This is a genomic window from Rhizobium sp. 862_C5_N1_2, from assembly GCF_051811205.1.
GTDB classification, from domain to species: Bacteria; Pseudomonadota; Alphaproteobacteria; order Rhizobiales; family Rhizobiaceae; genus Rhizobium; species Rhizobium leguminosarum.
This window is the reverse complement of record NZ_JBPWPT010000005.1, coordinates 116,546-140,932: the sequence shown is the minus strand read 5'-3', so window position 1 is coordinate 140,932 and position 24,387 is coordinate 116,546. Positions and strand designations below refer to the sequence as shown.

The window sequence follows — 24,387 nt, the reverse complement described above, 5'->3', positions numbered from 1 at the left end:
CCGTGAGCGGTTCAAGGTCTTTTGCAATCGGTTTCGTCCTCGACGAGGATTCGCCAAGCTGCTCCTTCAAGGTCGTCGTACTGGCGGCTCGTCAGCGACCAGAGGAACGCCAGGAGACCCATTCCCCCCATCAGCAGTGCGATCGGCATCAGATAGATCAGCATGTTCATGTGGTTTCAACTTCCGCACTTCCCCCGGCAAGCGGCTCGCTCCGTAGGCCGGGGCGCCTGCCGAAGGCATTTAATCGCAGCGCATTCGTCACGACGATGATCGACGAAGTCGACATGGCCACCGCCGCTATCAGCGGCGTTGCCAGGCCGGCGATTGCGATCGGTACCGCAAGCACGTTGTAACCGATGGCGAGAGCAAAGTTCTGGCGAATGAGGCTGGCGGATCTTCGCGCAACGGCGATTGCTTCAGGAACGGCATCGAGACGATCGTTGAAGAAGATAAGGTCGGCGGCTTGCCTGCCGACGTCGGATGCGGTTGCGGGCGCCATCGAGACCTGCGCGGCGGCCAGCGCCGGTGCGTCGTTGATCCCGTCGCCGACCATGAGCACGCGATAGCCCTCGGCGCCCAGCCTCTGGAGTTCCTCGACCTTCTGTTTCGGCGCCAGGTCGCCCAGAGCTTTGCCGATACCGAGAGCCCGCGCTGTGTTGTCGACGACGGCCTGCCTGTCGCCGGATACTATCAGCGTTTCGATACCGGCTGCAGCGAGCTGGCGGAAAGCCTCGGCGGCGCCCGGACGAAGCGTGTCGTCAAACAGGAAACGGGCGAGATCAACGCCGTTTTTCGACAGGACCACCTCCGAAAACGGACTATCGCCTGCGGGCGTGAGCCCGGTTCCGCAGGCAAAGGCCCGGTTGCCGAGCCGATAGAAGTCCGCTCCTTTCCAGGCTTCCAGCCCCCCGCCGGCGATTTCCGTGACCCTGTCGAAGGCGAAGGGGTAAGAGATCTCTATGTCCCGCACCAGACCCTGGGAAAGCGGATGCCGGGAATGCGCCGCCATTGCGCAGGCGATGGCGCTATTGCCCCCGTCGATCGCGTCGGCTCGGACGAGGCGGGGCCGGCCCATCGTCAGGGTGCCGGTCTTGTCGAAGGCCACGATGTCCGCGTCGGCCAGTCTTTCGAGCGCCGAACCGTCCTTCACCATGATGCCCCTGCGGAAAAGTTCGCCGGCGGCGACCACCTGGACCACCGGTACAGCAAGGCCCAATGCGCAGGGGCATGTGATGATCAGCACCGCGACCGCGACCAGCATGGCCTGTTTCCAATCGCCGCCAAGCAAGCCCCAGGCGAGAAAGGAGGCCAACGCCAACAGGTGCACGGCGGGAGAATAAAGTGCTGCGGCGCGATCGGCGACCCGGCGATAACGAGCCCTGCCGCCCTCGGCCGCTTCCATCAGGCCGATGATCTCGGAAAGAAGTGAATCCCTTGCCACTTTAGTCGCCCGCAGGACGAGCGAACCGGTCAGGTTCATCGCACCCGAATTCACCGCGCTGCCTGCGGCGACGGCGACCGGGCTGCTTTCGCCGGTGACGATGGAGAGGTCGACGTCGCTCTTGCCGCTGACGATCATGCCGTCGAGGGGGATGCGTTCGCCGGCCGCAATCGAGATCTCGTCTCCAACTGCGATCTCTTCGACCGCAACATAGCGCCGCGACCCGTCCGCCATTATCAGCAGCGCACCGCGCGGCGTTAGTCTGACAAGCCCATTGATTGCAGCGCGCGCCTTTTCCCGCATGACATGATCGAGCGTTCTACCGATCAGCAGGAAGAACAGCAGGGACACCGATGCGTCGAACCAGACATGCTCGCCATGGTGCACGGTTTCCCACAGGGAGACTGCATAGGATAGCGTCACGGCAAGCGAGATCGGAACATCCATGTTGGTGCGCCCGCTTTTTACCGCGTTCCACGCCGATTTGAAGAAGAGGCGTCCCGCATAAACCAGCGCAGGCGCCGCGATCATCGCCGAGATCCAGTGAAACATGTCGCGCGTGGCCGCATCGGCGCCCGACCATACCGACACCGAGAGCATCATGATGTTGGCGGCCGCAAAGCCGGAAACTCCGATCGCCAGCAGTAGCTGGTTCCGGATCCTGTCGGTTTCGAGTGCTGTCGACGTGATGAGATGGGCGCGGTATCCGGCCAAAGTGATCGCGGCGAGGATTTCGGAGGGATCGGTCGCCTTCGCCTCGATCTCCTCCTGATAGACGCAGCTGACACGTCTGGCGGTGAGATTGACCCGGGCTTTCCTGACGAACGCAAGCGCCGACAGTGCTTTTTCGATGGTCAATATGCAGCCGCCACAGTGGACGTCGGGCACGCTGAGGTCGACCTGGCGTAATCCAGCCCCGAGCGGGTGGCTGGCAAGGCGTACCTCCCCGGCGCTGGCAGATGTCGCGCTGAGGGCGAGAACGCTTTCCGCATCCATCGAACAGCAGGTCATTGGCGGAACTCCGCGGTGTCGAAGCGTTTGGCCTCATGCATGACGACCGCCCCATTCATTCTCGATATGGCCTCGACGATCCAGTCGCCGGCGACAACCTGGTGATCAGCTTCGAACCGCCCTTCGCCCGTCTTCCGGAGCGTCAAGCGGAAATCCTCATGATCGCCGACGGGCCGCTTGAAGTTCAGCGTGACATCATCGATCATCGCAGGCGTGCCGGCCTTGTCGTGGATGTCGTAACGGATTTGGCTGCCCTTAACGACGAGCGCGCCCTCGACGCCGGAGGCGGCCATTGCCTTCATCGCTGCCGCCCTGGCGTTGAATTCCTGGCTGGCCACATAGGTGTTTTCCACGACGATGCCACTCCAGCTGGACGCAGCATAGAAGGCCATGGTGGCGTTGACGGCGATCACCACGGCGAAGAATGCCGAGGTGGCAAGCAGCACGTGCAAGCCGGTAAAGCCTCGAGTAGATGTCTTCATTTCACGTCTCCCGGCGCGTTGAACGCCGCGCGATAGCTCGCCCGGTCGGCTTGACCGGCGTCTTGGCCTATATCTTCGATGACGAAGAGGAATTCGTTGATCTCTGCCCCGTCGGGGGCGCGCGTGACGAAGACCTTGAGCGTCGTGGCCGCGTCGGGTTCGACGTGAGCGGTGAAGCTGCGGACATCCTGCCTGCCGAACTCGGGAATGCGCATTGTGCCCCCCTCCAGCCCGACGAGGGTGATGGTCACGTCCCGCGGCTTCGGCACCATGTTGAGGACACGCAGCGTGTAGCCGTTTCGGATGGAGCCGTCGCTTTCCAGAACATATTGAGGGTTCCGGTCGTGGACGACGTTGAGCCCGAGCCGATCGCGGAAGGCGAGATGGACGACCATGGCGATGCCGATCAATGCCCAGACGACACCGTAGAAGACGGTTCTTCGGCGGAAGATGATGCGCCAGTCGAAATGCCGGACGGTCGGGATGAAGCTTCCGTCGTCGTTTCGGACATTGGAGGGCTGGATGGCTGTCCGTCCTCCGTCAGTAGCAAGCGACATATTGCTCGAATATTCCTTGAGCGTCGCATAGGCGATCAGGCCGTGTGGCTTTCCGAGCTTGTCCATGACGCCGCCACAGGCATCGATGCAGAGGGCGCATGTGATGCATTCCATCTGCTGGCCGTCGCGAATGTCGATCCCCATCGGGCAGACGGCGACGCAGGCATTGCAGTCCACGCAATCGCCCACCGGCAGACCCTGAGCCTTCTTGGCATGGCGCGACCGCTGCTCGCCCCGCCAGTCGTTGTAGGTGACAACAAGCGAATTCTCATCCAGCATCGCGCCCTGAATGCGCGGCCACGGACACATATAGGTGCATGTCTGTTCGCGCATGAGGCCGCCAAGCACATAGGTCGTCGCGGTCAGGGTGGCGATCGTGGCATACGCAGCGGCAGGAGCGCTGCCGTCAAACAGTGAAGCCGCCAGGCTCGGCGCGTCGGCAAAATAGGAGATCCACGCTCCGCCCGTGGCGACGGCGATCAGCAGCCAGATCGCGTGCTTGATCACCCGCTTCCTGAGCTTGTCGAAAGTGAAGGGGTCGGCATCGAGCTTCATCCGAGCGTTTCGGTCGCCTTCGACAGCGCGTTCGACGACGAGAAAGAGATCGACCCAGACGGTCTGCGGACAGGCATAGCCACACCAGGCGCGGCCGACAGCGGCGGTGAGGAGGAAGAGGCCGAAGCCCGCCATGACGAGCAGGCCCGCCACATAGTAGAATTCCTGCGGCCAGATCTCGATGAAGAAAAAGAAGAAGCGCCGCGAGGCGAGGTCGACGAGGATTGCCTGATTGGGCGCATAGGGACCGCGATCCCAGCGAATCCATGGCGCGAGGTAATAGGTGCCAAGCGTGAGCAGCATCAAGACCCATTTGAACCGGCGAAATGGCCCTTCGGCGCGTTTCGGAAAGATCTTCTTGCGCGGCGCATAGAGAGGCTGGCGATTGCGCCGGGCGTTGACGGGTTCGACGCAAACGCGGTCAATGTCATTTAGATTGGAGCGGGTATAGAGATTCATAGGACCTGTCCGATTTTCACCACTCTTTTCCCAGCCGTGGCGCATCTGTTCCTTGATGCAGATCAAGAACGACCGTGCAGAAGCGAAAAGGCCACGCCCCAGAGTAAGGGCGTGGCCGGAGGACAGCGGCGGAGAAACCGCTGGGACGTCCTCCACAGGAGCTGAAACTATCGGCTCGTCTGCATGTGGTCTTTGAGGCAGATCAAACTCACCATCGAATTGCCGATCTTTGCCGGGTCGTCCTGCTCCGAAGACGCAGGCATCTGTTGGGCGCGCGCTGAGACACGCGATCGGATAACAGCACGCGGCGTGCCGTAGAGACGGAGGATCGGATTGCGGTCGTGGGCTGTCATGTCTTTTCTCCTTACGTGCCGCCCCCGAGCGCATGAACGAAAATGGTAAGCTCGTTGACCGTTGTGTCCCCCAGGCGCGCTGCCCAGGCAGGCATGACGCCATGTTTGGGAGAGGCAACCTGACGAAGAATGGCGTCTTCACCCCGCGACTTCAGCCAGATTGCATCGGCGAGATCCGGCGCACCCATTTCCGCCTTTCCTTTTGCGTCCTCGCCGTGACATGGGGCGCAATTGTCGAAGAAAACCTGTTTTCCGGCCGCCGCCAGACCGACATCCGAGGGCGTATTGGTCAGCCCCCAGACATAGGCGGCGACCTGCTTCATCTGGATGGGCTCCAGAACACCGGCAAAGGGCGGCATTTCGGAGGAATGGCTATCCGTATCGCCGTCGAAGCGGATGCCATGAGCGATCGTGGTCTGGATGGCATTCAGATCCCCGCCCCACAGCCAGTCGTCGTCGTTGAGATTCGGAAACCCCGGACCGCCGCTCGCTCCCGATCCATGGCAGGGCGCGCAGTTCACCTTGAAAGCGGATGCGCCGCCAGCGATCGCGAATTCACGAAGAGCAGGATCCGCGGCGATCTCCTCCACTGTCTTGGCAGCGATCAGATTATGGAACTTCGTCTGCGATGACTTAGCGAGATTGAGGTCCTGCTGCAGCTCGGCGCGCGTTGAATAACCGAGATAGCCGTTAGTGGCGGAAGTGATCATCGGGATGGCCGGGTAAGCGATGGCGTAGCCGATCGCCCAGAGGATCGTCACGTAGAAGGTCCAGATCCACCAGCGCGGCATGGGATTGTTGAGCTCTTGGATGCCGTCCCATTCATGACCCGTCGTTTCGACGCCGCTCAGTTCATCGATATGCTTTTCCGACATCTCAATCGTCCTTCAAGGGAATATCGGCGGCATCTTTCGCCGTTTGCTTGCTACCTGGGCGAAGGGTGAGCATGACCGCGCCGACGAAGAATGCCGCCATTGCCAGGAGGCCCCAGCTGTCGGAGAAGTGTCTCATTGCAGTGTAAGTTTCCATGGATCACCTCACCGGTAGCCGGTCGCGTCGTCATAGGTCGAGAAATCAACCAGCGTTCCGAGCATCTGCAGGTAGGACACCAGCGCGTCCATCTCGGTCAGCCGGGTTGGATCGCCGTCGAGATCGCCGACATTCGCATTTGGGTAGCGCTTGAGTAGGGCCGCCGCGTCCGCGTTCGGATCGGCCTGGGCTCTCATGTCGGCCTCGGCATTCGCCAGCATGTCGTCGCTGTAAGGCACGCCCACGTCCTCATTGGCCTTGAGGTCCTCTCCGACACTCCTGACCGTCACCTCCTTCTCTTCTAGGAAGGCGTAGCTCGGCATGATTGATTCCGGCACCACGGCCCGCGGATTTGCGAGATGCTGGACGTGCCATTCGTTCGAGTAACGCCCCCCGACGCGGGCCAGATCTGGCCCTGTCCGCTTGGATCCCCATTGGAACGGGTGGTCGTACATCGATTCCGCTGCGAGCGAATAATGGCCGTAACGCTCGACCTCATCACGGAACGGCCGGATCATCTGGCTGTGGCAGAGATAGCAGCCTTCACGGATGTAGATGTTCCGTCCGGCGAGCTCTAGCGGCGTGTAGGGCCGCATCCCTGCCACTTTTTCGATCGTGTTCTGCAGGTAGAACAGCGGGGCGATTTCAACGATGCCGCCAATGCTGACGACCAGCAGCGAGCCGACCAGAAGAAGCGTCGCGTTCTTCTCGAGGGTCTTATGTTTATCAAGTAACGATGCCATGTCTCACCTCACTCGGCAGGCTGTGCCTGGGGCACCAAACTGGTCGGCATTGGGGCTTCGTCGCGCAGGTGGCCTCGGAGCGTCATGAACACATTCCAGGCCATGACGAGGCCACCGGCCAGGTAGAGTGCTCCGCCGACGGCACGCAGCACGTAATAGGGGATCATCGCCGCGACCGTTTCAGCGAAGGAATAGACGAGGAAGCCCTGGGAATTGTATTCTCGCCACATCAGCCCCTGCTGGATGCCCGCGACCCAGAGCACCGCGGCGTAAATCACAATCCCGAGCGTCGCAAGCCAGAAGTGCCAGTTGACCATCCGCAGGCTGTAGAGGCGCTCGCGCCCCCACAGTTTCGGCGTCAGGTAGTATATCGCCCCGAAGGTGATCATACCCACCCAGCCAAGTGCTCCGGAATGCACGTGACCGATCGTCCATTCGGTATAGTGGCTGAGCGAATTGACCGCCTTGATCGACATCATCGGGCCTTCGAAGGTCGACATCCCATAAAATGCGATGGCGACGATCATCATCCGGATGATCGGGTCGGTGCGAATTTTGTCCCAGGCGCCCGAAAGGGTCATTAAACCGTTGATCATGCCGCCCCAGGAGGGCATCCAGAGCATGACGGAGAAGACCATTCCGAGCGTCTGCGCCCAGTCAGGCAGCGCCGTGTAATGCAGATGATGCGGGCCGGCCCAGATATACATGAAGATCAGGGCCCAGAAGTGGATGATCGACAGCCGGTAGGAATAAACCGGGCGGTTGGCCTGCTTCGGCACGAAATAGTACATCATGCCCAGGAAGCCGGCGGTGAGGAAGAAGCCGACGGCGTTGTGGCCGTACCACCATTGGGTGAGTGCATCCTGGACGCCGGAGAAGAGAGAATAACTCTTGGAGCCGAGGAACGAAGCAGGAACAGCGAGGTTGTTGACCACATGCAGCATCGCAATGGTGACTATGAAGCTGAGATAGAACCAGTTTGCCACGTAAATATGCGGCTCTCTGCGCTTCAGGATCGTTCCGAGATAGACGGCCAGATAGGCGACCCAGACGATGGTAAGCCACAGGTCGACGTACCATTCAGGCTCGGCATATTCGCGCGCCTGATTGATGCCGATCACGTAGCCGGTCGCGGCCATCACGATGAACAGCTGGTAGCCCCAGAAGACGAACCAGGCGAGTGTTCCTCCGAAGAGACGCGCGCGACAGGTGCGTTGCACCACATAGAAGGATGTCATGATCAGCGCGTTGCCGCCGAAGGCGAAGATCACCGCCGACGTGTGAACCGGTCGCAATCTTCCGAAATTCAAATAGGGCGCGATGTTGAGGTCGGGAAAGGCGAGCTGCAGCGCGATGATCACGCCGACGAGGAAGCCGACGACGCCCCAGAACACCGTGGCGATCAGGCCGTAGCGGATTACCTCATCGCAATAGCCCGTAAGGTCTGTTTTGCGCTGTTGGCCCGTCGGCGAAAACTCTGCGTTTTTAACAAGCAGCAGCGTTCCCACAACCAGGCAGAGGCAAAGTATACCCATATGGACTGCAAAGAGATGATCGTGCGCGAATGCCGCTGCGAGCAGCGCCAGAAACGCTGCGACCGCGACCACCATCGTTTCTGTCGTGTAATTCATGATGTCGTCCCCAGTGCGCAGACGACCGCCTCGCGGCCGGCTTTCTCGGATTTCGAGGCAGGACTGTCACGAAGACGGGAACGGCTCCTTGATCTACATCAACAAGCGGACTGGAAGCGGTGGACGAACGGACGTTGTTACACTCTGTTACAAACTTTCCCCTTTTGGCACCGCCCGCTATTCCCATGTGACGCAGCTGCTTTCTACCGCACCCACTGCCACAAGGGGGTATGAAGATGCTGTGCAGAACACCACGCGTCCGTCGAGAAGACGTTAAAAGCTCTTCATGCCGGCCAATCCCTCTCGTCGCTTTTCGTAGGCTCGGAGGCGGAAGCCGTCGCGGCCAGTAAGGCGATTTGGTGGGAGGGTGATAAGCCAACCATCTCGTCCAGGTGGAAGAAGGTGTCGTGCGCCTGCTTCGTTTCATCGGCGAAGATCATCGCGTGATAATCGCTCTTCACTTCGCCGACGATCTCAACGGCGCGTCGTTTTCGGAGGATTCCTGTCAAAGGGTCAACTTCCACACACGCGACACCGGGGGATCGACATTAATGCCCTCGCGAACTCCCGACGCGATATGAGCTCAGTCGCGGCAATCCAAAGCTGGTTCAGCAGCGCCGACGTTCGCCGAGCGTGCTTGTCCTCCGGTGATTCCTACATCGCTTGCAGGCTGCCATGTCCCTCGCAAGGGCGCTGGGCAAGCAGGCAAAAATTGGGATCTTCTGCCTTTTATTCCCGAATTTGACGGGCATCAAAGAACCCAAATCCGGCATCTGCTAAAAACATTCATGAGGCTGATTGGGTCTCGCAGAACAGGAGCTTGCAAATGCGGTTAAAATTCAGTCCGATCGCTGCAGCAGCAGCCTTGATTGTCTCGGCAGCGCCGTTGATGGCGGCCGACCATCAGGTTCGGATGCTCAACAAAGGCACGGAAGGCGCGATGGTGTTCGAGCCCGGCTTCCTGAAGATCGCCCCCGGCGACACCGTCACTTTCATCCCCACCGACAAGGGCCACAACGTCGAAACCTTCAAAGGCCTCATTCCGGATGGCGTTGCGGAATATAAGTCAAAGCCGAACGAGCAATATCGGGCGAAGTTCGATGTTCCAGGCGTCTATGTCCTGAAATGCACCCCACATTCCGGCATGGGCATGGTTGCCTTGATCCAGGTGGGCGACAGCCCGGCCAATCTCGAAGCGATCAAGACTGCAAAGGTGCCGAACATGGTGCGTAAGCGGCTCGATGCCGACCTCACACACATCACCCAGTGATAAACGGCAGGTGCGGATGGCCGCGCAGCCCATGAAGATGGCGTTCGCGGGGGCTTTCTGCCTCTCAGGAGCAACTGATGCTCCCGTGAGCATCGAGCAGAGCCAGGCGCGTCAGGCAAGGCGTCCAGGCAGTGGTTAGCGTCGGACACGGTTGTCGGCAAAGCCAATGCCGAAACTTGGCTGGATCATCGAGAACGTCAATGCGGCCTGTGAAAAGAGCTATGATCTGCACGGCAGACCTGCGAAGAAACGCGTGGGCGAGATCACTGGCCCGGCGGCAATCTCGCTGACGACGAATATAACGAGGTCGTTTTTTGCGGGCAGTCGCGAAGGAGATGCCAGCCGAAACCCGCGGTTTCGTTCCGGTCGTCTAGGAATTGCACGGAAGGCGCCGTCGAACGTTTGATCGAAATCCCGCGGCAGGCAAGTCGTGCTACAATTACGAGACCCCTGCCCTCGTCCTTCGACGTGCTCGAACAACCGCTTTCGTGAGCGGGCGAGAGCCGTCGACCATGCGGCGCTCGGTAGCTCACCTCGCGACAAGGCTCCTTCAGGCGCCTGAGCGGCCGCCATAATCGCGATGGGCACATTTCTGCGGACCGGCGCTTGCCGACGCCACCTGAAAGGTTCGACGTCAGTCGCCAACGATATCCTAGACCGCGGCCTGCCGAGATCGAGCTGTGCTTCAATGAGCCGAAAAGCTCGACGGTAACGACCTCGACGTCCAGGCGGTGATACGGGCGCGCGCCCATCTGCTTGCGACAGGGCGCCCGATGACCGTATTTGTGAGTGCGCCCGCCCTGATTCACACGAACTTGCGACGTCGATCCTCGTCGACGTGCGGTTGTCGACGGGACTCCTGGGAAGATAACCGCAGGGTCCTCGATCGAGAAACGGGAACTCGATGTCTTCTCGCGCGGCCTTTGATGCGTTTCGTGTCGCCGGAACCGATGCAAACTTCCGGCGACATGCATTAGGCTGCCTTGCTGTGCGTGTGCCCGTGCGAGCCAAAATAGGCGTCGAATGCTGCCGCGACTGCACGGACCATAAAGCGCGCCTCCTCGCATACGACAATCCGTTCACCGCTGATCGTCACGACGCCGTCGGCCATGAGCTCGCCGAGACGGTCGTTGCCCTCGACAAGGAAGCCGGTGTCGAAACCCGACCCGCTGCTCAAATGGCCGAGATCGGCTTCGAAATCGCACATCAGCCTCTCGATGACCCTCGCCCGAAGCTTGTCCTCCTCGCTGAGAAGATATCCCTTGGCGGTCGGCAGCACCCCGAAGGCAATCCGCTCGGCATAGAGGCCGAGAGGCACGTGGTTCTGCATATAGCCGGCCGGCAGCCGCCCGATCGCAGATGCGCCGAGGCCGATCAGGCTATCGCAATCATCCGTGGTATAGCCCTGGAAGTTTCTCCTCAGCGCTCTGTTGCGCGCGGCGAGTGCCAACTGATCGTCCGGCAGTGCAAAATGATCGAGCCCAATGCGCTGATATCCGGCGTTCTGCAGCTCCTCGGCGATCACTTCCGCCTGCTCGTTCCGCTGTTTTGCGTCCGGCAGCGATGCTTCGTCGATCAGGCGCTGATGTTTCTTGAAAGCGGGTATGTGAGCGTAACCGAAAACGGCGAAACGTTCGGGACGCAGTTCTGCAGCCAGCCGGACCGTTTCGATGCAAGATTGGACGGTCTGTTTCGGAAGGCCATAAATCAGGTCGAAGTTGATGCTGCTGACGCCTGCTGAGCGCAACCCGGCGACCGCCCTTTCCGTCTGCTCAAAGGATTGCAGCCGCTTGATACCGGCCTGCACGATCGGATCGAAGCTCTGGACGCCGAGGCTTGCGCGGTCGATACCGTTTTCGCCGAGCGCGTCGATCATGGGGGCGACCAATGTGCGAGGGTCGATCTCGACTGCGACGCCGGCTTTCGCTTCGAATGTAAAGGCGCTCCTGAGCTTTGCCATTAGAGCCGAAAATTCCTGCGGCTTCATGACCGACGGCGTGCCGCCGCCGAAATGCACGTACTTGACGGGCACGTCGTTTCCGGCCGCAAAGGAGATAAGCTCGATCTCCTCCTTCATCACGTCGAGATAGTCGGCGACTGGAGCGTCTTGCCGGGTGATGGTTGTGTGGCAGCCGCAGTACCAGCATATCGAACGGCAGAACGGGACGTGGAGATAAACCGAAACCGGGCCAGCCGCGGCGATATGGGCGAGGTTGCCGACATATTCATCCGGCCCCACGGCAGCTGAAAAAGCCGCCGCCGTCGGGTAGCTCGTATAACGCGGAACCCGCGCATCGCCGTATTTGGCGATCAGATCATCGGACATTTTCGCATCCCTTCTCAAAACAGGATGCTTTATGACCTCCGGCCGCGCCGGCTTCCTTGTCCCAAATCAATGATGACGTCTCAGGCCAGACTCAGCCCGATCTTTGTCCGCTGTGAAAGTCAGCACTTTCGAACCCGCCTAACATCTCGTTCTGACATGGGTCGAGCCGCGGTCCCGTCTGTTCGAAGAGACGTGGCACAAGGAAACGAGCAAGAATGCCTGATACCGGGTGAAACAACTCAAATTGATGTCCGCGTGGTGTCGCCGGTCGAGCCGCATCCCACCGTCTCGGCACGCTCCATGCGCTGGCCCCCGGCGATATTTTGCTGATCGCCAGTGGAAACTGGTGCCGGCCTAACGGCGGAAATCTCGAACGAAGCCTACCGAAATGCGGAAGTCGTGGTCGTTCCAAGTCCACAGGCCCTCGCCGCGGCCGCCGACGTGATCGTCAAGGTGCGCTCCGACTAATGAGGTCGCCCTGCTGTCGCCTGAAAAGACGCTGATCTCTTTCATCTATCCCGTAGCCAACAACGAGTTGCTCGAGCGGGCTCTGCATTCGGGCGCGAATATAAGCGCCATAGACATCCCGCGCATCAGCCGTGCACAGAAGATGGATGGGAAAGATCGGGAGCTACCGAGCGGTCATCGAAGCGAGTGCGAACTTCAGGTGTTTCTTCACCGGGCAGATCACCGCGCGGTTTTTCCAGGCTCTCCTCAGTTTTACGTCGCCTTGAGGTCCGTCAGCACCTTGTCAAAAGCATCCTTGACCGGCTTTGAGATTTCCTCCACCGTCCTGCTTGCGAGTACCCGGAATTCCTTGGCGTGCTGCAAACTTGTCTCAACCCGCTTGCGCAGGAAGGTCGACTGCAGTTCGAGGACCTGCGACGGCGAATTTGCGCTAAGCAAAGCTTGCAGATGCGAGAAGCCGGCCTCGGCGTCGGCCTGCAGTGCAGCGATCGTCTTCCAAGACAATTCGTTGCCGAACAGGCTTGTCGTTTCGAGGATCGGAGGCAGCATTTTCTGTGTCGCTTCAGCACCGGACGCAAATTTCAAAAAAGCCTCTGTCACCTGCTTGTTCCCCTTTTCAACGGATGCGCCCAACTGATCTGGCACCTTGAGCGGCGATGACGCCGGGTTTTCGATCGTTTCAAAGGATCTTTCGGAAATCTTGGTCATAGCGTTTTCCTTCTCATTGAGTTGGTTGCAAGCTGTGACGTCGGGATTGCCCCTTCCGCCGGCGGACTATGCAGGCCGCTTGGTAGAACGTCGGGCCGATGACGAACCGTCATGTGGCCTCCGTTCCGTTCGTTTCATGAACCGGCATCATGCAGACTGCTTTCTGCCGCTTGTAACCAGGGATCAGCAAACACCATGCCAACTGCTCAGACGCTCCAAGAAGATGATTTTTGTTTATCGATGGGCGGATTGATGGGTATTTGGCGGAGAGACCGGCGAACAAACGTTCTAATCTCGACAATTCGACAATACCGAGGAGACCCGAGAGGGGACGACGGCGGCGGGCGAAGCAGAAGCAACCCCGACGAGCGGGTTGCTTCTAGATAGGTGTCGGGTGCCCGACATTTGCGAGACATGTGGACAGCTGAGATGGGGACAAGCGAATGAGCATGTAATTCAATCGCGCTCAGGATCGTCCTGTGTCGGATCGTATTGAGCCTGCGGGGTGGAAAGTGACGTTGCGGTCCTCGCCGCAAGTGCCTCCGTCAGCCGCGCACTGGTGTTTGCCTTGACGGTCAGCTTGCGCGAGACATTGCGTGCAAGCGCAGTGCCTTCTTTACACCGGCCGTCATCTGGGTAGAAACCGCCGCATCCGCATCCGCGGAACCGGCATGGGACACGAATGTCACGATGTGTGGCGATCCGATCACGGGGCATCAGCCTTGGAAACCGGATAATCGGTTCATCGCCGAGGGCCACGAGACAGCGATCGCCACTTCGCGCTTTTGAAAAAGCTTCACTGAAGAAGCGATGAACTAGCCACCATCGCAACGCTAACTTTGTGGATGGAATGCCACAGGAAGTAACTTCGTTCGTTGGCTTGCGCAGAGTACGAGCAGCAGGAGGCAACAAACGAGATGAAGGCAACAGCGTTCTCCTGATTTGTTCGCAAGATCACGCACTAACCTTATCTGCCGCGACATGGGTCTGACAGTTCTTCGGGCAGACGCGCGCGCAGGCGCCGCAACCAATGCATCGGCCGGCCTGGTCGACAACCATGATCATACGATTGAGCTCGCCATCGAAGTCTTCATCCTCGTCGTCGCAGATGCCGAGGATTCCACCCGCTTCATCGACGCCATAGAGGTGCATGACTTCGCGAGAGCAGACTTTGAAGCATCGGCCACAGCCGATGCAGGTTGCAGCATCGATGCAGGTCAGGTACTCCGGCACCCAGCTGGAGCCGTCGCGCGTGACGAAAGAGCCGGTCATCGTGAATTCTCCAATGCGGCGAGCTCTTCCTTCGCAGCGTTCAACTCGGCGAAGGCGTCGAACGTCTCTCCAGCAATGGTCTTGATCTTAGCCCAATTAATCGGAAGGTCCTCGGCAAGATCGTGCAACGCCATTTTCGCAGTGGCGGCACGTGACTGCAGCTTACGGACCTTCTTCAGCTGCTCCACAATGTTTGGCATGATCTCTTTCCTCGAAAACTGATTTCATGATGCCCGCGCAACGTCGGGATAGGTTTCGATAACTGCAATCGCGTCATCGACCATTTTGTTGCCGACCTCGGCGAGCTTGCCAAGCGTCTCAAAGCCGAACCGGTGGACATCGCGCAGGGTCTTCGACAGAACGACCAACCGTCCAGTCGTGAAAAGCACGCGGCCGAAGCCCTCATGGCCGATCGTCATGATCGGCGATGCCAACAGGCCTGTGCACTCTTCGATCACAAGCCCCACGCAACTGTAAAAATTCTGGAGCCTCCACAGCACATCTGGATCGGGATCGCCTATGATCGGGATCTTACGGCGCTGCTCCTTGGTGAGGATGAAGTCGGCCAGCAGGTCAGCGTCCGATTTGCCCTCCCACGCCCCATGGGCATCCTGAGCGCGGATGAGCCTTATGAGGCATCTGAGAAAAGGGGTGGCGAGATCCCCATCCTCCTTGACAGCAGGGCCATCCGTACTTCCTGTCAATGTACCCATGTCCTAGTCCTCCTCATCGAAAGGCTTCTTTTCGGTGGCGCCTGATTCGGTCAGCACCTTGAAGCTCGTGTGCCAGAGCGTCGGACCTGAGGAAGCCGATCCTCGGTTGTCCCAGGAATTGCCCTCACAGCCGAGAGGCCCGTGGATCAGGTGCGCGACGTCGGTGACGGGCTGCAGCACGATCTTGGCGCCATCGAAAGCGCATCCGCCGGCTGCCGCCCCGGGGATCAGCGGCTTCGAGCAGCCGGTCTTACGCGCCTTGGAATCCTTGCTGCGGTTCTTCTCGCAGGCAGGCTCGTCGAAGACGTCCTGGACTTTAGCATTGAGCGAGGGCATTGCGGTCTCCAAGTTCAGATGAAGGCGGCCGGCCTCACAAGGCCGACCGCCGCCGCTCCTAGCGGGTCAGGTCGTAAGAATAGTCCGTCACACCCGGCTCGCTCGTCTCGCGATCGAGCGTGTCGAAGATCTTGTCGAGGATCGTCGTCAGGACGCGCAGGCCGCCCTGGTAGCCCATGAGCGGGAAACGGTGGTGATGGTGCCGGTCGAATATCGGAAAGCTCAGCCGGATCAATGGGGTGCCGGTGTCGCGCTCGAGATACTTGCCATAGGAATTGCCGATCATAAGATCTACCGGCTCGGTAAAGAGCAGCGAGCGCAACGCCCAGAGGTCCTTGCCCGCCCAGACCTGGGAAGCCTTGCCGAAGGGCGAGGATGCGAGCAACGCCTTCATCTCGGCTTCCCAGGCCGACGTGCCGTTGGTAGCAAGGCAGTGGGTCGGCTCACCGCCGGTTTCCAAGACGAAGCGAGCAACAGCGTAGACGAAGTCAGGATCGCCGTAGATCGCGTATTTCTTCCCGTGCAGCCAGGCCTGGCTATCTGCCATAGCGTCGACGAGACGGCCGCGCTCCAGGCCGAGTGCCGGAGGAATTTCCTTGCCGGTAATCTCCGAGACCTTCATCAGGAATTCATCGGTCGCCTGGACACCCAGCGGATAATGGAACGAGGCCGTAGCCTGACCGACCTCCTTGCAATATTCCAGCGTTTTGCGCGTGTTATAGTGCTGCAGCGACAGGGTCGCTTCGGCGTTCAACGCCGTTTTCACGTCTTCGATCTTCGTGCCGCCGTCATACATGCGGTACGTGCCGTCAGACGGCGTGTCGAACTGGTCGGAGGCATCCTGGATGAAGATGTAGGATACGCCCATCATGTCGAGCAGGCGCTTCAGTTCGCGGTTGTTGCCGACGCAGAAGCCGTCGAAGCCGGGAATGATGTTGATGGCTTGGGCAACCTCCTTCCGCTCGTTGCCTTTCCAGAAGTTCTCCAGAATGCCCTTGATCATGCCGTCATAGCCATCGACGTGGCTGCCGACGAAGGCAGGCGTGTGAGCGAAAGGAACATCGAAGTCGTGCGGGACCGACCCTTCGTTCTTTGCGTTTTCGATGAAGCTGTGGAGATCGTCTCCAATGACTTCGGCCATGCAGGTGGTCGAGACGGCGATCATCTTCGGATCGTAGAGCTTGTATGTATTGGCGAGCCCGTCGATCATGTTCTTCAACCCGCCGAACACCGCCGCGTCCTCCGTCATCGAGGACGAGACCGCCGATGAAGGCTCCTTGAAGTGACGCGACAGATGCGAACGGTAATAGGCGACGCAGCCCTGGCTGCCGTGGACGAAGGACATCGTTTGCTCAAAGCCTGCGGCTGCGAAGACGGCACCGAGCGGCTGGCAGGCTTTGGCCGGGTTCACGACCAGGGCTTTGCGGCCCAGGTTCTTTTCGCGATACTCCCAGGTCTTCGTGAAGTCGTTTTGATCGGCAACGACCTGATCCGGGTGGGGGCATTCGAAATTGGCTTTCTTCTCGGCGAGCATCTGCCTGTATTCCGGCTCGCGGAACAGGGGAGCATGATCGAGAACTTTTTCCGCCGACTGCGGCATAGTAAGCACCTTTCTTTTCATCGCGCCGCACCGGTGGCGGCAATGGGATGTCATCTGTCACGAGTGCGGATCAAGGCCGATGGAAGGGCCTGGCCTGCCCCCTCCCAAGACAGGCCAAGCTCTCATTCGGCCGCAACCGCCTCAGCTGGCGCGGCCTTTTTTTTCCAGGGGACGTCGTAGAGATCCCACACCGGATTATTGATGGCCAGATCCATGTCGCGGGCGAATATGGCAAAGCCGTCATAGCCGTGATACGGGCCCGAATAATCCCAGGAGTGCATCTGGCGGAAGGGGATGCCCATCTTCTGCACCGGATACTTCTCTTTGATGCCGGACCCAACAAGGTCGGGGCGGATGCCTTCGATGAACTTTTCCAGCTCGTAACCGGTCACGTCGTCATAGATCAACGTACCCTTGTTCACATAATGGCCGGTGCGCTGATAGTCGTCGTTGTGGGCGAACTCGTAGCCGGTGCCGACGATCCGCATGCCGAGGTCCTCATAGGCCGTGATGACGTGGCGAGGACGCAGGCCGCCGACATAGAGCATCACCGTCTTGCCTTCGAGGCGCGGCCGGTACTTGTCGACGACAGCATCGACCAGGGGCCGGTACTTGGTGATGACAGCCTCGGTCTTGTCGACGATTTCCGGACCGAAGTGCTTGGCTATTTCGCGCAGGGAGGTTTCGATCTGGGACGGACCAAAGAAATTGTATTCCATCCACGGGATGCCGTACTTTTCCTCCATGTGCCGACAGATGTAGTTCATCGAGCGGTAGCAGTGGATGAGGTTGAGCTTCGCCTTTGGCGCGCGCTCGACCTCAGCGAGCGTGGCATCACCCGACCAGTTGCCGACCACGCGCAGCCCCACCTCCTCCAATAGAATGCGCGTAGCCCACGCGTCGCCACCGATATTGTAGTCGCCGACGACGTTGACGTCATAAGGGCCGGTCTCGAACTCGACGTCGTTCTTGTCGAAAACCCAGTCACGGATGGCGTCGTTGGCGATGTGGTGGCCGAGCGATTGCGAGACGCCGCGGAAGCCCTCGCAGCGCACCGGCACGATCGTCTTTTCGTGCTCCTTGGCCTTCTTGCGCGACACCGCCTCAATGTCGTCGCCAATCAGCCCGATCGGGCATTCCGACTGCACGCTGATGCCGTTGTTGAGGGGGAAAAGCGCCTCGATCTCGTCGATGACCTGTTCAAGCTTCTTGTCGCCGCCGAACACGATGTCCTTTTCCTGGAAGTCTGAGGTGAACTGCAGCGTCACGAACGTGTCGATGCCCGTCAGGCCGACGTAGTAGTTGCGGCGTTGCGACCAGGAATAATGACCGCAACCGACCGGCCCGTGCGAGATGTGGACCATGTCCTTGACCGGCCCCCATACCACGCCTTTGGAGCCGGCATAGGCGCAGCCGCGGATCGTCATCACGCCCGGAATGGACTTGATGTTCGATTTGACGTCGCATTCGGAAAGCGCCTTCGGCTCATCGCCAGGCTCGTCGCCGCTCGTTGCGACGCTGAGGTGCTTCTTGCGGCGCTTCGCCGCCTTGTCTGGATATTGCGCTAACACTTCCGCAATGAGCTTTTCATGCAAAACGCTGTCATTCTCGTAATCAAGGCTCATGGGCCCCTGCCCCTTTCAAGGTTCGGGTTAGGTCGTCGTCGACGAAGCGTCTTTCGTGGAAGGACGCGCTGGCTCAAGGGCCAGCGCGTCCTGTCGACAGCGGCAGTTATTGAGCCGCAGCCACCGCTGACTCCTTGGCCTGTAGTTCGGCCAGCATCTGCTCGTCGCTCTTCATGATGCCGAAGTCGAGCAGCATGTCTTCGAGCTCTTCCATGGTAATCGGGGTCGGAATGGTCCCTTGGCCCGAATTGGCATGGATCTTCTCGGCTAGCGCCCGATATTCCCCGGCCTGCTTGGAGTCCGGCGCGTACTGGATCACCGTCATCTTCCTGAGCTCGGCGTGCTGGACGATGTTGTCACGCGGCACAAAGTGGATGAGCTTGGAATTGAGCCTGGCAGCCAGCGCCTCGGAGAGGTCGAGCTCGCGGTCCGTCTGGCGCTCGTTACAGATCAGGCCGCCGAGCCGCACGCCGCCGGAATGGGCATATTTCAGGATGCCCTTGGCGATGTTGTTGGCGGCATAGAGCGCCATCATCTCGCCGGACATCACGATGTAGATCTCCTGGGCCTTGTTCTCACGGATCGGCATCGCGAAGCCACCGCACACCACATCGCCAAGCACGTCATAGGAGACGTAGTCGACATCGTCATAAGCGCCGTTCTCCTCGAGGAAATTGATCGAGGTGATGACGCCGCGCCCGGCGCAGCCGACGCCCGGTTCCGGACCGCCGGACTCCACGCACTTGATGCCTTTGTAGCCGGCCTTGAGCACGTCCTCGAGCTCAAGGTCTTCCACCGAACCTTCCTGGGCTGCCAGATGCAGAACCGTGTCCTGTGCTTTGGCGTTCAGGATCAGCCGGGTGGAGTCGGCTTTCGGGTCGCATCCGACGATCAGGATCTTCTGCCCGAGGTCGACAAGCGCTGCGAGCGTATTTTGGGAGGTGGTGGACTTGCCGATCCCCCCTTTGCCGTAAAATGCGATTTGACGCAAATCTGACATATCGCCTTCCTTCTTTCGTTCCATCCATCGCTGAGTAAAAGGCCGGCAGCTCGCGCCGCCTCCCAGGGCAGTCTTCAAAACCCGTGCCATGTGGGCCGATCGAGCCGAAGGAAAGATCTTTTTGTTGGGTTTCAGGAAGTTAGCCGGAGCCAGCACAGGAAACTGGCCAACCAACCCTAATGTCGCCGACAAGACAAAGCCGACAGACGGTGTCGTAAGGGCATCACTTGCACCGCTCGGTCGACCGCGCGGCAGGGAGACCGCGACTATCAGCAGGATCAAACGAAGCTCCGAAAACTGGAGACAATCGCACATCCCTGTAGCCAAGAGAGAAATGGCGTATCGCACGGGCGACGATGCGAGCGCCCAGGTGACAGAGCTTCGCCTTGTGGCTGAACAAGCCAACTTCGATCGCGCAGGCCCGCAGCGCCCGACAGCTGGCCAAAAACAGCGTCAGGAGCTGCGACTGGGGCCACGCACGTGAGTATGTCGAGGGCATGTGGCGCATGCTGCAGCAGGACAAGCCGGATGGCCACGTCTTGGCGACCGGCGAGACGACGAGTGTCCGCCAATTTCACGAGCGGGCTTTTGCCGATGTGGACATTGCTTTGGAATGGAAGGCGTCCGGCGTCGACGAAATGGCTACGACTCCGCGTCCGGTGCCTGCCTTGTGGAAGTCGATCCTCGATACCTCCGCCCGACGGAAGTCGATCTTCTGCCGGTGATCCGACCAAGGCCCGCCAGAAGCTGGGCTGGCAACACAAGAACCCGGTTCGGGAGCTCGTCGCCGAGAAGGTGCGCGAGGTGTCAAGCACTGGAAGGCCCTGAACAGCCGGGAAGAGCTCTAAGTGTACGACTTGTCCAACAAGAAGATCTGGGTTGTCGGCCATCGCAGTATGGTCGGCAGTGCGCTTGTACGCAGGCTCCGATGCCGTGCTCTGCGGCAGTGGCGTCAGTTAGCGGGTCGAACGAGGAGCGCGGATCGTGAACCCGCGAGCGCGCAAAAATACGGCATTAGCCGATAATGTTCATACTTCCTCCAGGTGCCCGGATTGCGGTACCGAGGCTTCGGGGCATATGTCCCTGATGGTCCTGCTTGTCTCGAATATCTCAAGCTTGACGTCTAAGCGTTCGCAGATCGAAAGGTGCGGGATGTGTCATCGTGTGAGTCGGTCCGTCATCGAGGGTTAAATAGACGCACCGATCACTGGGCCGCCACCGTCTCTCTTCGGATAACTTCAGCTATGGGACCATGCTCTTTCATAGCTCAGGGCCATTCCGCTCGATCAAGGTCCCCGATGGCCAATCACTCATTGAGCATCCTATTGGGAATACTACCAGAATTACGTTTTCACAGCGCGTCGGCGGGAGGTTGAGATAAACATCGGCAAGGGTGGATCGCACGCGTACCCCTTCCAAAACCGTCGCAAGACCATTTCGGCAGAGCCTGAGAACAAGGTTGCGCAACGCCTGCCGAACACCGCCGAACGCAAACCGAACGCCAAGTTGCTGCAGCACTGGGTAAACAATGCGCATCGAATTAATGCCGTACCCCTCAAGATCTGGACGCACGCCCCACAATCCAAGCTCGCATACGAGTAGATCGACCTCGCCAATCCGAACGAAACGACGCAACAACCCCATGTGAGCGGCCACACCGTGCGCATCATAGCCTATTACGCGAAGCTCGGGCCTAGCTCCTGACCAACTACGAGCACCTTCGAATGGAAGGGCGTTGTAAGCTCCAGTTGGCCCATAGGTCTTCCGAAAGAAATCTGCGAGCTCCGTGTGGTCAGAGAGCTCCAACTCGTTTTCCCAGCATACTTTCCACCGCACCTGAGGGCTCATACCTAAACCTCCACTTAATACTCTGTCCAGGCGTCGACAGAGCAACTACTTGATACGCACTCGTTGGGGCGCTTCTAATGGCACTGGTATAAGCTGGTGAAATCATTTGTTTGGATGGAACTCATCCGTCCAATGGATGCGTTCCAATCAATCGGCCTGCCATCGGCTGCCGACGCCAGATGAAGCGGCCGAGCTCCAACTTCTTCGTGAACATGCCGCCTTGTCCATCATGCTGGATCATCTTGATCAGGCATCCACGACATTGAACTGAAAAGTTGACCATGACTGAGGGGCTCGCTACTCAGGCAGAAGCAAGCCAAAGACGTTTTCGGCGATAATCAGGCAAATTGTCGAGATCACATTAGAACCCTCGGCGGGACCGGGCTGGTCTATCCCGGCGTCGAAAGTCGTCGAACGACCCGACCTGGCGGAGGGGTTTTTTCGGAATGTTCGGTTTGCGCCCGTCTGATTCCACACAAAATGGGACGCGGCGATAGGCAGCAGCATTCTCCTGTTGAATCTGAAAGGGGTTCCCCTTGCAAAACGCCCTGGTTCGCTTTGGCTATCGCAACCCATGGACCGGCACGCTGGGTATCGGCGAAGATTGCCAGAGGACATACTTGCCTGGCGATCCCGACCTCGGGAGAAGATGATGGGTACAGGAATGGATTCGCAGATCAGTGCGTTTCCGGTGCAAGCTTTTAGGACCCCGGACACAGCAAACGCCTCCCAGGACTGGCGAGGCGGCCGCGAGATCGCAATTTTCTCCTAGATAACGGTATGAGGTGATCGTCATACCCTGGTCACCGGATGCCGATCGTCACGCACATGGTCTGATACAGAGCCGGCGGCGCCGATGTGCCCCCGAGGAAATACTTAGTGACTGGCACGATTGTTGCGTCGTCTCACGAAAGACAGCCGTTAACGAGAGGTCACGATGATTGACGTATGCTCGATGGGGATGGTGTTGTGCGGTGGGTACCTTCTTGCTGCATCCGCAGGCAGACTCGGCGGCGCTGAGAATGTCTTATCTGACTCGCCATTGTCCGCGGCTGATGTATCGAGTTTCGAGACTTTCATAGTTCGCAGCCCACCGACATCACTCAATCTGGATCCATTTTATGCCAAATATGCTGACGCAGCGGGCATACCTATTATTTCGTCAAACAAGGTTCCAGACACGGCACTATTGATCTCACGTGACATTGTCCTCTACATGTTGTCAGAACGCCGTGATGTCCGCGATGCTTTAATCCAGGCTGGAGCGCGGGTGGGCGTCATGGCAATTGACGAGACGACGACTGATATTCCCGAGCAGCGGGATTGGAAGAAGCCTCTTCCCGATGATCCACGTCTCACCCCTGACGAGCGGCGGGATTACGCCAACACGATCGGCAAGATGACTGCCCGAGACTACTGGGCACAAAGGGCGCGCGGCATGGGCGGGCTCTACACGACGGGAGCTGTGGAGAATTTGATGGGCGTGCCGGGCACGCGGTATTACGGCGGGAACATTCTTGTTCACGAATTCTCACATAATATTTTCTACGCGCTGCGCACGGTAGATCCTGATCTCGTTGCACGAGTTGAACGTGCCTATTCGCACGCCTACGAGAAAGGCCTCTGGGCGTGTTCCTATATGGAGAACAACGTCGATGAGTATTGGGCCGAGGGCACGCGATTTTGGTTCAATACGAACTTGGCTTACAGCCGAGGCAATCTCACCATTGCCACATCAGAAGATTTCGAGGCTCACGATCCAAGCCTCTATAATATCATGGCCGAAGTCTACCGCCATGACCACCACATTCTGGCGGATGTCTATTACCGGCATTCGGCGAAGTCGCAGTAATGTCCTTTGGTATTGACTGCCGGCCTCATGCTGCAATCCCGCTGGAGACCCGAACTATCGCTGATCGTCCGTAATTTGTCAGAGCCAGCCATAAATTTGAGTTTCCGTTCAATTGAAGCGCCCATGTTGTTCCCACGGGTGCATACCAAGTACTTCGTGACCGCTGGAATTGGCTCCTTGTGCAACATCGAGACCAAAGGCGTAAACTTTGACGTCTGTCCCCTTGCTGGCGACACTCGGCCGCGGCGCAAAGGGCGATATCACCGGCTTGAACATGCCACGCCGAACCCATCCTGGTTTAGCGGTGCTGGAGATGATCAGTGTTGTTAAGCCGTTAAACGTTTCGTGGGCCTATTCTGGCGCATCTTCGAGGAGGCCGTCATAGACTTCCATGAGCGCGTTGTTGATAGCCTGTCCAAGAGCATTGCCTGCTTCCCGGACTGCGTCTTCGGTTCCATCACGTACGGCCTTGGCTAGATCAAAACCCTGTTCGCCGACAATCTGCTTGGCGACCTTGATCGCCCAGTTACCAAAGTCATCCCGATTGTCTATATTGATGCATTCTTCCATTGTTCGTCTCATCTATCTATGCGGAGCGCTTCCCGTGACCTGCCACTGAATTTTCATCCGGCGGCGATTAGAGCCTCGGCGTCAGTGAACCGCTCCCAAACGTTGGACCACCGCATGCTAGAGTTTTCCGGCTTTACTCAGGGAGGCGGGCTGGTTGCGCACCCTGAATTCACCAACGAGATCGGCACCTTGTTGCCGATCGCACCATGAGGTCTTTCCTCATTGTACAACACGACGACAGAACACCCACGGGACCGAGGTTCGCGAGCTTCTGTATCCGTGGCATCCCTGGTCCGGACGGCTTGTTCACGTGCATGAGGCGGTGTCTAAAGGGACGCATATTTTCCGCTGCAGCCTTTCTGGTTCTTCTTCTGGTCGACTTCTTGAGGTCCCGTCGTGGATGTTCGACCGATCAGTGAGTGGTTGTTGGCGCAGCCTGGCGGTCCCGCACGTCGATCTCGCAAGCCTGCATTCTTTGGCAAGATTGCTGAAGGACGCTGATGCCTCATCGCAATCTTCGGTAATGGGCGCAGCATTG

At 59.0% G+C, this 24,387-nt stretch carries 24 protein-coding genes and 2 pseudogenes; 5 read left to right on the top strand and 21 right to left on the bottom strand.

Translation table 11 applies throughout. The annotated features are described in order from the left end of the window. Positions 1–11: 11 nt before the first annotated feature. The 10 genes from ccoS to ACD590_RS36045 form a co-directional block, all read right to left on the bottom strand. Entirely contained in the window at positions 12–170 is a 159-nt protein-coding gene (ccoS, locus tag ACD590_RS36090; RefSeq protein WP_004674425.1) for a cbb3-type cytochrome oxidase assembly protein CcoS, read from the bottom strand. Beyond that, on the bottom strand, positions 167–2,452 hold the full coding sequence (locus ACD590_RS36085; protein ID WP_097622119.1) for a cation-translocating P-type ATPase: 2,286 nt from the start codon (positions 2,450–2,452) through the stop codon (positions 167–169). Before ACD590_RS36085 ends, ccoS begins: the two co-directional genes overlap by 4 nt. Beyond that, positions 2,449–2,934 (bottom strand): FixH family protein, encoded by a 486-nt coding sequence (locus tag ACD590_RS36080; protein WP_007637017.1) that lies wholly within the window; start codon positions 2,932–2,934, stop codon positions 2,449–2,451. The genes ACD590_RS36085 and ACD590_RS36080 overlap by 4 nt, the downstream gene beginning before the upstream one ends. Then, positions 2,931–4,505 carry a cytochrome c oxidase accessory protein CcoG gene (ccoG, locus tag ACD590_RS36075; protein WP_097622118.1) on the bottom strand — a complete coding sequence of 525 codons (1,575 nt, stop codon included), beginning with the start codon at positions 4,503–4,505 and terminating at the stop codon, positions 2,931–2,933. The genes ACD590_RS36080 and ccoG overlap by 4 nt, the downstream gene beginning before the upstream one ends. Positions 4,506–4,672: 167 nt before the next feature. After that, complete coding sequence (locus ACD590_RS36070) at positions 4,673–4,858, bottom strand: hypothetical protein (RefSeq protein WP_054185956.1); 186 nt, start codon at positions 4,856–4,858, stop codon at positions 4,673–4,675. Between the two features lie 11 nt (positions 4,859–4,869). Beyond that, positions 4,870–5,733: a cytochrome-c oxidase, cbb3-type subunit III gene (gene ccoP / locus ACD590_RS36065; RefSeq protein ID WP_088397122.1), complete on the bottom strand. Its 864-nt coding sequence runs from the start codon at positions 5,731–5,733 to the stop codon at positions 4,870–4,872. 1 nt (position 5,734) lies between these two features. Continuing rightward, on the bottom strand, positions 5,735–5,887 hold the full coding sequence (locus tag ACD590_RS36060; protein WP_004674411.1) for a cbb3-type cytochrome c oxidase subunit 3: 153 nt from the start codon (positions 5,885–5,887) through the stop codon (positions 5,735–5,737). An 8-nt stretch (positions 5,888–5,895) separates the two neighbouring features. Beyond that, positions 5,896–6,630 (bottom strand): cytochrome-c oxidase, cbb3-type subunit II, encoded by a 735-nt coding sequence (gene ccoO, locus ACD590_RS36055; protein ID WP_007637025.1) that lies wholly within the window; start codon positions 6,628–6,630, stop codon positions 5,896–5,898. Between the two features lie 8 nt (positions 6,631–6,638). Further along, on the bottom strand, positions 6,639–8,261 hold the full coding sequence (ccoN, locus tag ACD590_RS36050) for a cytochrome-c oxidase, cbb3-type subunit I (RefSeq protein WP_007637026.1): 1,623 nt from the start codon (positions 8,259–8,261) through the stop codon (positions 6,639–6,641). A gap of 284 nt (positions 8,262–8,545) precedes the next feature. Beyond that, complete coding sequence (locus ACD590_RS36045; protein ID WP_179874264.1) at positions 8,546–8,770, bottom strand: hypothetical protein; 225 nt, start codon at positions 8,768–8,770, stop codon at positions 8,546–8,548. Between the two features lie 317 nt (positions 8,771–9,087). On the opposite strand from ACD590_RS36045, the gene ACD590_RS36040 reads away from it, so the two are divergent. Both ACD590_RS36040 and ACD590_RS36035 read left to right on the top strand, forming a co-directional pair. Beyond that, complete coding sequence (locus ACD590_RS36040; protein WP_007637029.1) at positions 9,088–9,531, top strand: pseudoazurin; 444 nt, start codon at positions 9,088–9,090, stop codon at positions 9,529–9,531. A gap of 166 nt (positions 9,532–9,697) precedes the next feature. Then, complete coding sequence (locus ACD590_RS36035) at positions 9,698–9,937, top strand: hypothetical protein (RefSeq protein WP_097622117.1); 240 nt, start codon at positions 9,698–9,700, stop codon at positions 9,935–9,937. Positions 9,938–10,504: 567 nt separating this feature from the next. Here the strand turns inward: ACD590_RS36035 and hemN are convergent. Then, positions 10,505–11,857 (bottom strand): oxygen-independent coproporphyrinogen III oxidase, encoded by a 1,353-nt coding sequence (hemN, locus tag ACD590_RS36030; protein ID WP_097622116.1) that lies wholly within the window; start codon positions 11,855–11,857, stop codon positions 10,505–10,507. Between the two features lie 336 nt (positions 11,858–12,193). On the opposite strand from hemN, the gene ACD590_RS36025 reads away from it, so the two are divergent. Beyond that, positions 12,194–12,325 (top strand): NAD(P) transhydrogenase subunit alpha, encoded by a 132-nt coding sequence (locus ACD590_RS36025; RefSeq protein WP_088397119.1) that lies wholly within the window; start codon positions 12,194–12,196, stop codon positions 12,323–12,325. A gap of 252 nt (positions 12,326–12,577) precedes the next feature. Here the strand turns inward: ACD590_RS36025 and ACD590_RS36020 are convergent, their stop codons facing one another. The 8 genes and pseudogenes from ACD590_RS36020 to nifH all read right to left on the bottom strand — a co-directional run bounded on the left by ACD590_RS36020 (position 12,578) and on the right by nifH (position 19,579). Further along, positions 12,578–13,033, bottom strand: a complete 456-nt coding sequence (locus tag ACD590_RS36020; protein ID WP_007636614.1) for a phasin — start codon at positions 13,031–13,033, stop codon at positions 12,578–12,580. A gap of 954 nt (positions 13,034–13,987) precedes the next feature. Then, complete coding sequence (gene fdxB / locus ACD590_RS36015; RefSeq protein ID WP_097622191.1) at positions 13,988–14,305, bottom strand: ferredoxin III, nif-specific; 318 nt, start codon at positions 14,303–14,305, stop codon at positions 13,988–13,990. Next, a complete protein-coding gene (locus tag ACD590_RS36010; protein WP_097622192.1) occupies positions 14,302–14,505 on the bottom strand; it encodes a CCE_0567 family metalloprotein in 204 nt (67 codons plus the stop codon). The genes fdxB and ACD590_RS36010 overlap by 4 nt, the downstream gene beginning before the upstream one ends. Before the next feature lie 24 nt (positions 14,506–14,529). Next, positions 14,530–15,018 carry a NifX-associated nitrogen fixation protein gene (locus tag ACD590_RS36005; RefSeq protein ID WP_088397325.1) on the bottom strand — a complete coding sequence of 163 codons (489 nt, stop codon included), beginning with the start codon at positions 15,016–15,018 and terminating at the stop codon, positions 14,530–14,532. 18 nt (positions 15,019–15,036) lie between these two features. Further along, positions 15,037–15,354, bottom strand: a pseudogene (locus tag ACD590_RS36000) (nitrogenase component 1); the annotation flags it as partial. A 58-nt stretch (positions 15,355–15,412) separates the two neighbouring features. After that, entirely contained in the window at positions 15,413–16,954 is a 1,542-nt protein-coding gene (nifK, locus tag ACD590_RS35995) for a nitrogenase molybdenum-iron protein subunit beta (RefSeq protein ID WP_239621149.1), read from the bottom strand. Positions 16,955–17,076: 122 nt separating this feature from the next. Beyond that, positions 17,077–18,579 carry a nitrogenase molybdenum-iron protein alpha chain gene (nifD, locus tag ACD590_RS35990; RefSeq protein WP_096772154.1) on the bottom strand — a complete coding sequence of 501 codons (1,503 nt, stop codon included), beginning with the start codon at positions 18,577–18,579 and terminating at the stop codon, positions 17,077–17,079. Between the two features lie 106 nt (positions 18,580–18,685). Beyond that, positions 18,686–19,579, bottom strand: coding sequence for a nitrogenase iron protein (nifH, locus tag ACD590_RS35985; RefSeq protein WP_054186393.1), 894 nt, complete (start codon positions 19,577–19,579; stop codon positions 18,686–18,688). A 464-nt stretch (positions 19,580–20,043) separates the two neighbouring features. On the opposite strand from nifH, the pseudogene ACD590_RS35980 reads away from it, so the two are divergent. Continuing rightward, a pseudogene (locus ACD590_RS35980) lies at positions 20,044–20,427 on the top strand (GDP-mannose 4,6-dehydratase); the annotation flags it as partial. 412 nt (positions 20,428–20,839) lie between these two features. Here the strand turns inward: ACD590_RS35980 and nodA are convergent. Then, positions 20,840–21,427, bottom strand: a complete 588-nt coding sequence (gene nodA / locus ACD590_RS35975) for a nodulation N-acyltransferase NodA (protein WP_096772155.1) — start codon at positions 21,425–21,427, stop codon at positions 20,840–20,842. A gap of 937 nt (positions 21,428–22,364) precedes the next feature. On the opposite strand from nodA, the gene ACD590_RS35970 reads away from it, so the two are divergent. Beyond that, positions 22,365–23,279, top strand: coding sequence for a hypothetical protein (locus ACD590_RS35970; protein WP_040111901.1), 915 nt, complete (start codon positions 22,365–22,367; stop codon positions 23,277–23,279). Between the two features lie 351 nt (positions 23,280–23,630). On the opposite strand, the gene ACD590_RS35965 is transcribed toward ACD590_RS35970, so the two are convergent. After that, complete coding sequence (locus ACD590_RS35965) at positions 23,631–23,849, bottom strand: hypothetical protein (protein ID WP_096772157.1); 219 nt, start codon at positions 23,847–23,849, stop codon at positions 23,631–23,633. Positions 23,850–24,387: the final 538 nt, after the last annotated feature.

Excerpts from the sequence above, each read along its gene's own strand:
- ccoS (WP_004674425.1), bottom strand. The coding sequence starts at position 170 with ATGAACATGCTGATCTATCTGATGCCGATCGCACTGCTGATGGGGGGA.
- ACD590_RS36085 (WP_097622119.1), bottom strand. The coding sequence starts at position 2,452 with ATGACCTGCTGTTCGATGGATGCGGAAAGCGTTCTCGCCCTCAGCGCG.
- ACD590_RS36080 (WP_007637017.1), bottom strand. The coding sequence starts at position 2,934 with ATGAAGACATCTACTCGAGGCTTTACCGGCTTGCACGTGCTGCTTGCC.
- ccoG (WP_097622118.1), bottom strand. The coding sequence starts at position 4,505 with ATGAATCTCTATACCCGCTCCAATCTAAATGACATTGACCGCGTTTGC.
- ACD590_RS36070 (WP_054185956.1), bottom strand. The coding sequence starts at position 4,858 with ATGACAGCCCACGACCGCAATCCGATCCTCCGTCTCTACGGCACGCCG.
- ccoP (WP_088397122.1), bottom strand. The coding sequence starts at position 5,733 with ATGTCGGAAAAGCATATCGATGAACTGAGCGGCGTCGAAACGACGGGT.
- ACD590_RS36060 (WP_004674411.1), bottom strand. The coding sequence starts at position 5,887 with ATGGAAACTTACACTGCAATGAGACACTTCTCCGACAGCTGGGGCCTC.
- ccoO (WP_007637025.1), bottom strand. The coding sequence starts at position 6,630 with ATGGCATCGTTACTTGATAAACATAAGACCCTCGAGAAGAACGCGACG.
- ccoN (WP_007637026.1), bottom strand. The coding sequence starts at position 8,261 with ATGAATTACACGACAGAAACGATGGTGGTCGCGGTCGCAGCGTTTCTG.
- ACD590_RS36040 (WP_007637029.1), top strand. The coding sequence starts at position 9,088 with ATGCGGTTAAAATTCAGTCCGATCGCTGCAGCAGCAGCCTTGATTGTC.
- ACD590_RS36035 (WP_097622117.1), top strand. The coding sequence starts at position 9,698 with ATGCCGAAACTTGGCTGGATCATCGAGAACGTCAATGCGGCCTGTGAA.
- hemN (WP_097622116.1), bottom strand. The coding sequence starts at position 11,857 with ATGTCCGATGATCTGATCGCCAAATACGGCGATGCGCGGGTTCCGCGT.
- ACD590_RS36020 (WP_007636614.1), bottom strand. The coding sequence starts at position 13,033 with ATGACCAAGATTTCCGAAAGATCCTTTGAAACGATCGAAAACCCGGCG.
- fdxB (WP_097622191.1), bottom strand. The coding sequence starts at position 14,305 with ATGACCGGCTCTTTCGTCACGCGCGACGGCTCCAGCTGGGTGCCGGAG.
- ACD590_RS36010 (WP_097622192.1), bottom strand. The coding sequence starts at position 14,505 with ATGCCAAACATTGTGGAGCAGCTGAAGAAGGTCCGTAAGCTGCAGTCA.
- ACD590_RS36005 (WP_088397325.1), bottom strand. The coding sequence starts at position 15,018 with ATGGGTACATTGACAGGAAGTACGGATGGCCCTGCTGTCAAGGAGGAT.
- nifK (WP_239621149.1), bottom strand. The coding sequence starts at position 16,954 with ATGCCGCAGTCGGCGGAAAAAGTTCTCGATCATGCTCCCCTGTTCCGC.
- nifD (WP_096772154.1), bottom strand. The coding sequence starts at position 18,579 with ATGAGCCTTGATTACGAGAATGACAGCGTTTTGCATGAAAAGCTCATT.
- nifH (WP_054186393.1), bottom strand. The coding sequence starts at position 19,579 with ATGTCAGATTTGCGTCAAATCGCATTTTACGGCAAAGGGGGGATCGGC.
- nodA (WP_096772155.1), bottom strand. The coding sequence starts at position 21,427 with ATGAGCCCTCAGGTGCGGTGGAAAGTATGCTGGGAAAACGAGTTGGAG.
- ACD590_RS35970 (WP_040111901.1), top strand. The coding sequence starts at position 22,365 with ATGATTGACGTATGCTCGATGGGGATGGTGTTGTGCGGTGGGTACCTT.
- ACD590_RS35965 (WP_096772157.1), bottom strand. The coding sequence starts at position 23,849 with ATGGAAGAATGCATCAATATAGACAATCGGGATGACTTTGGTAACTGG.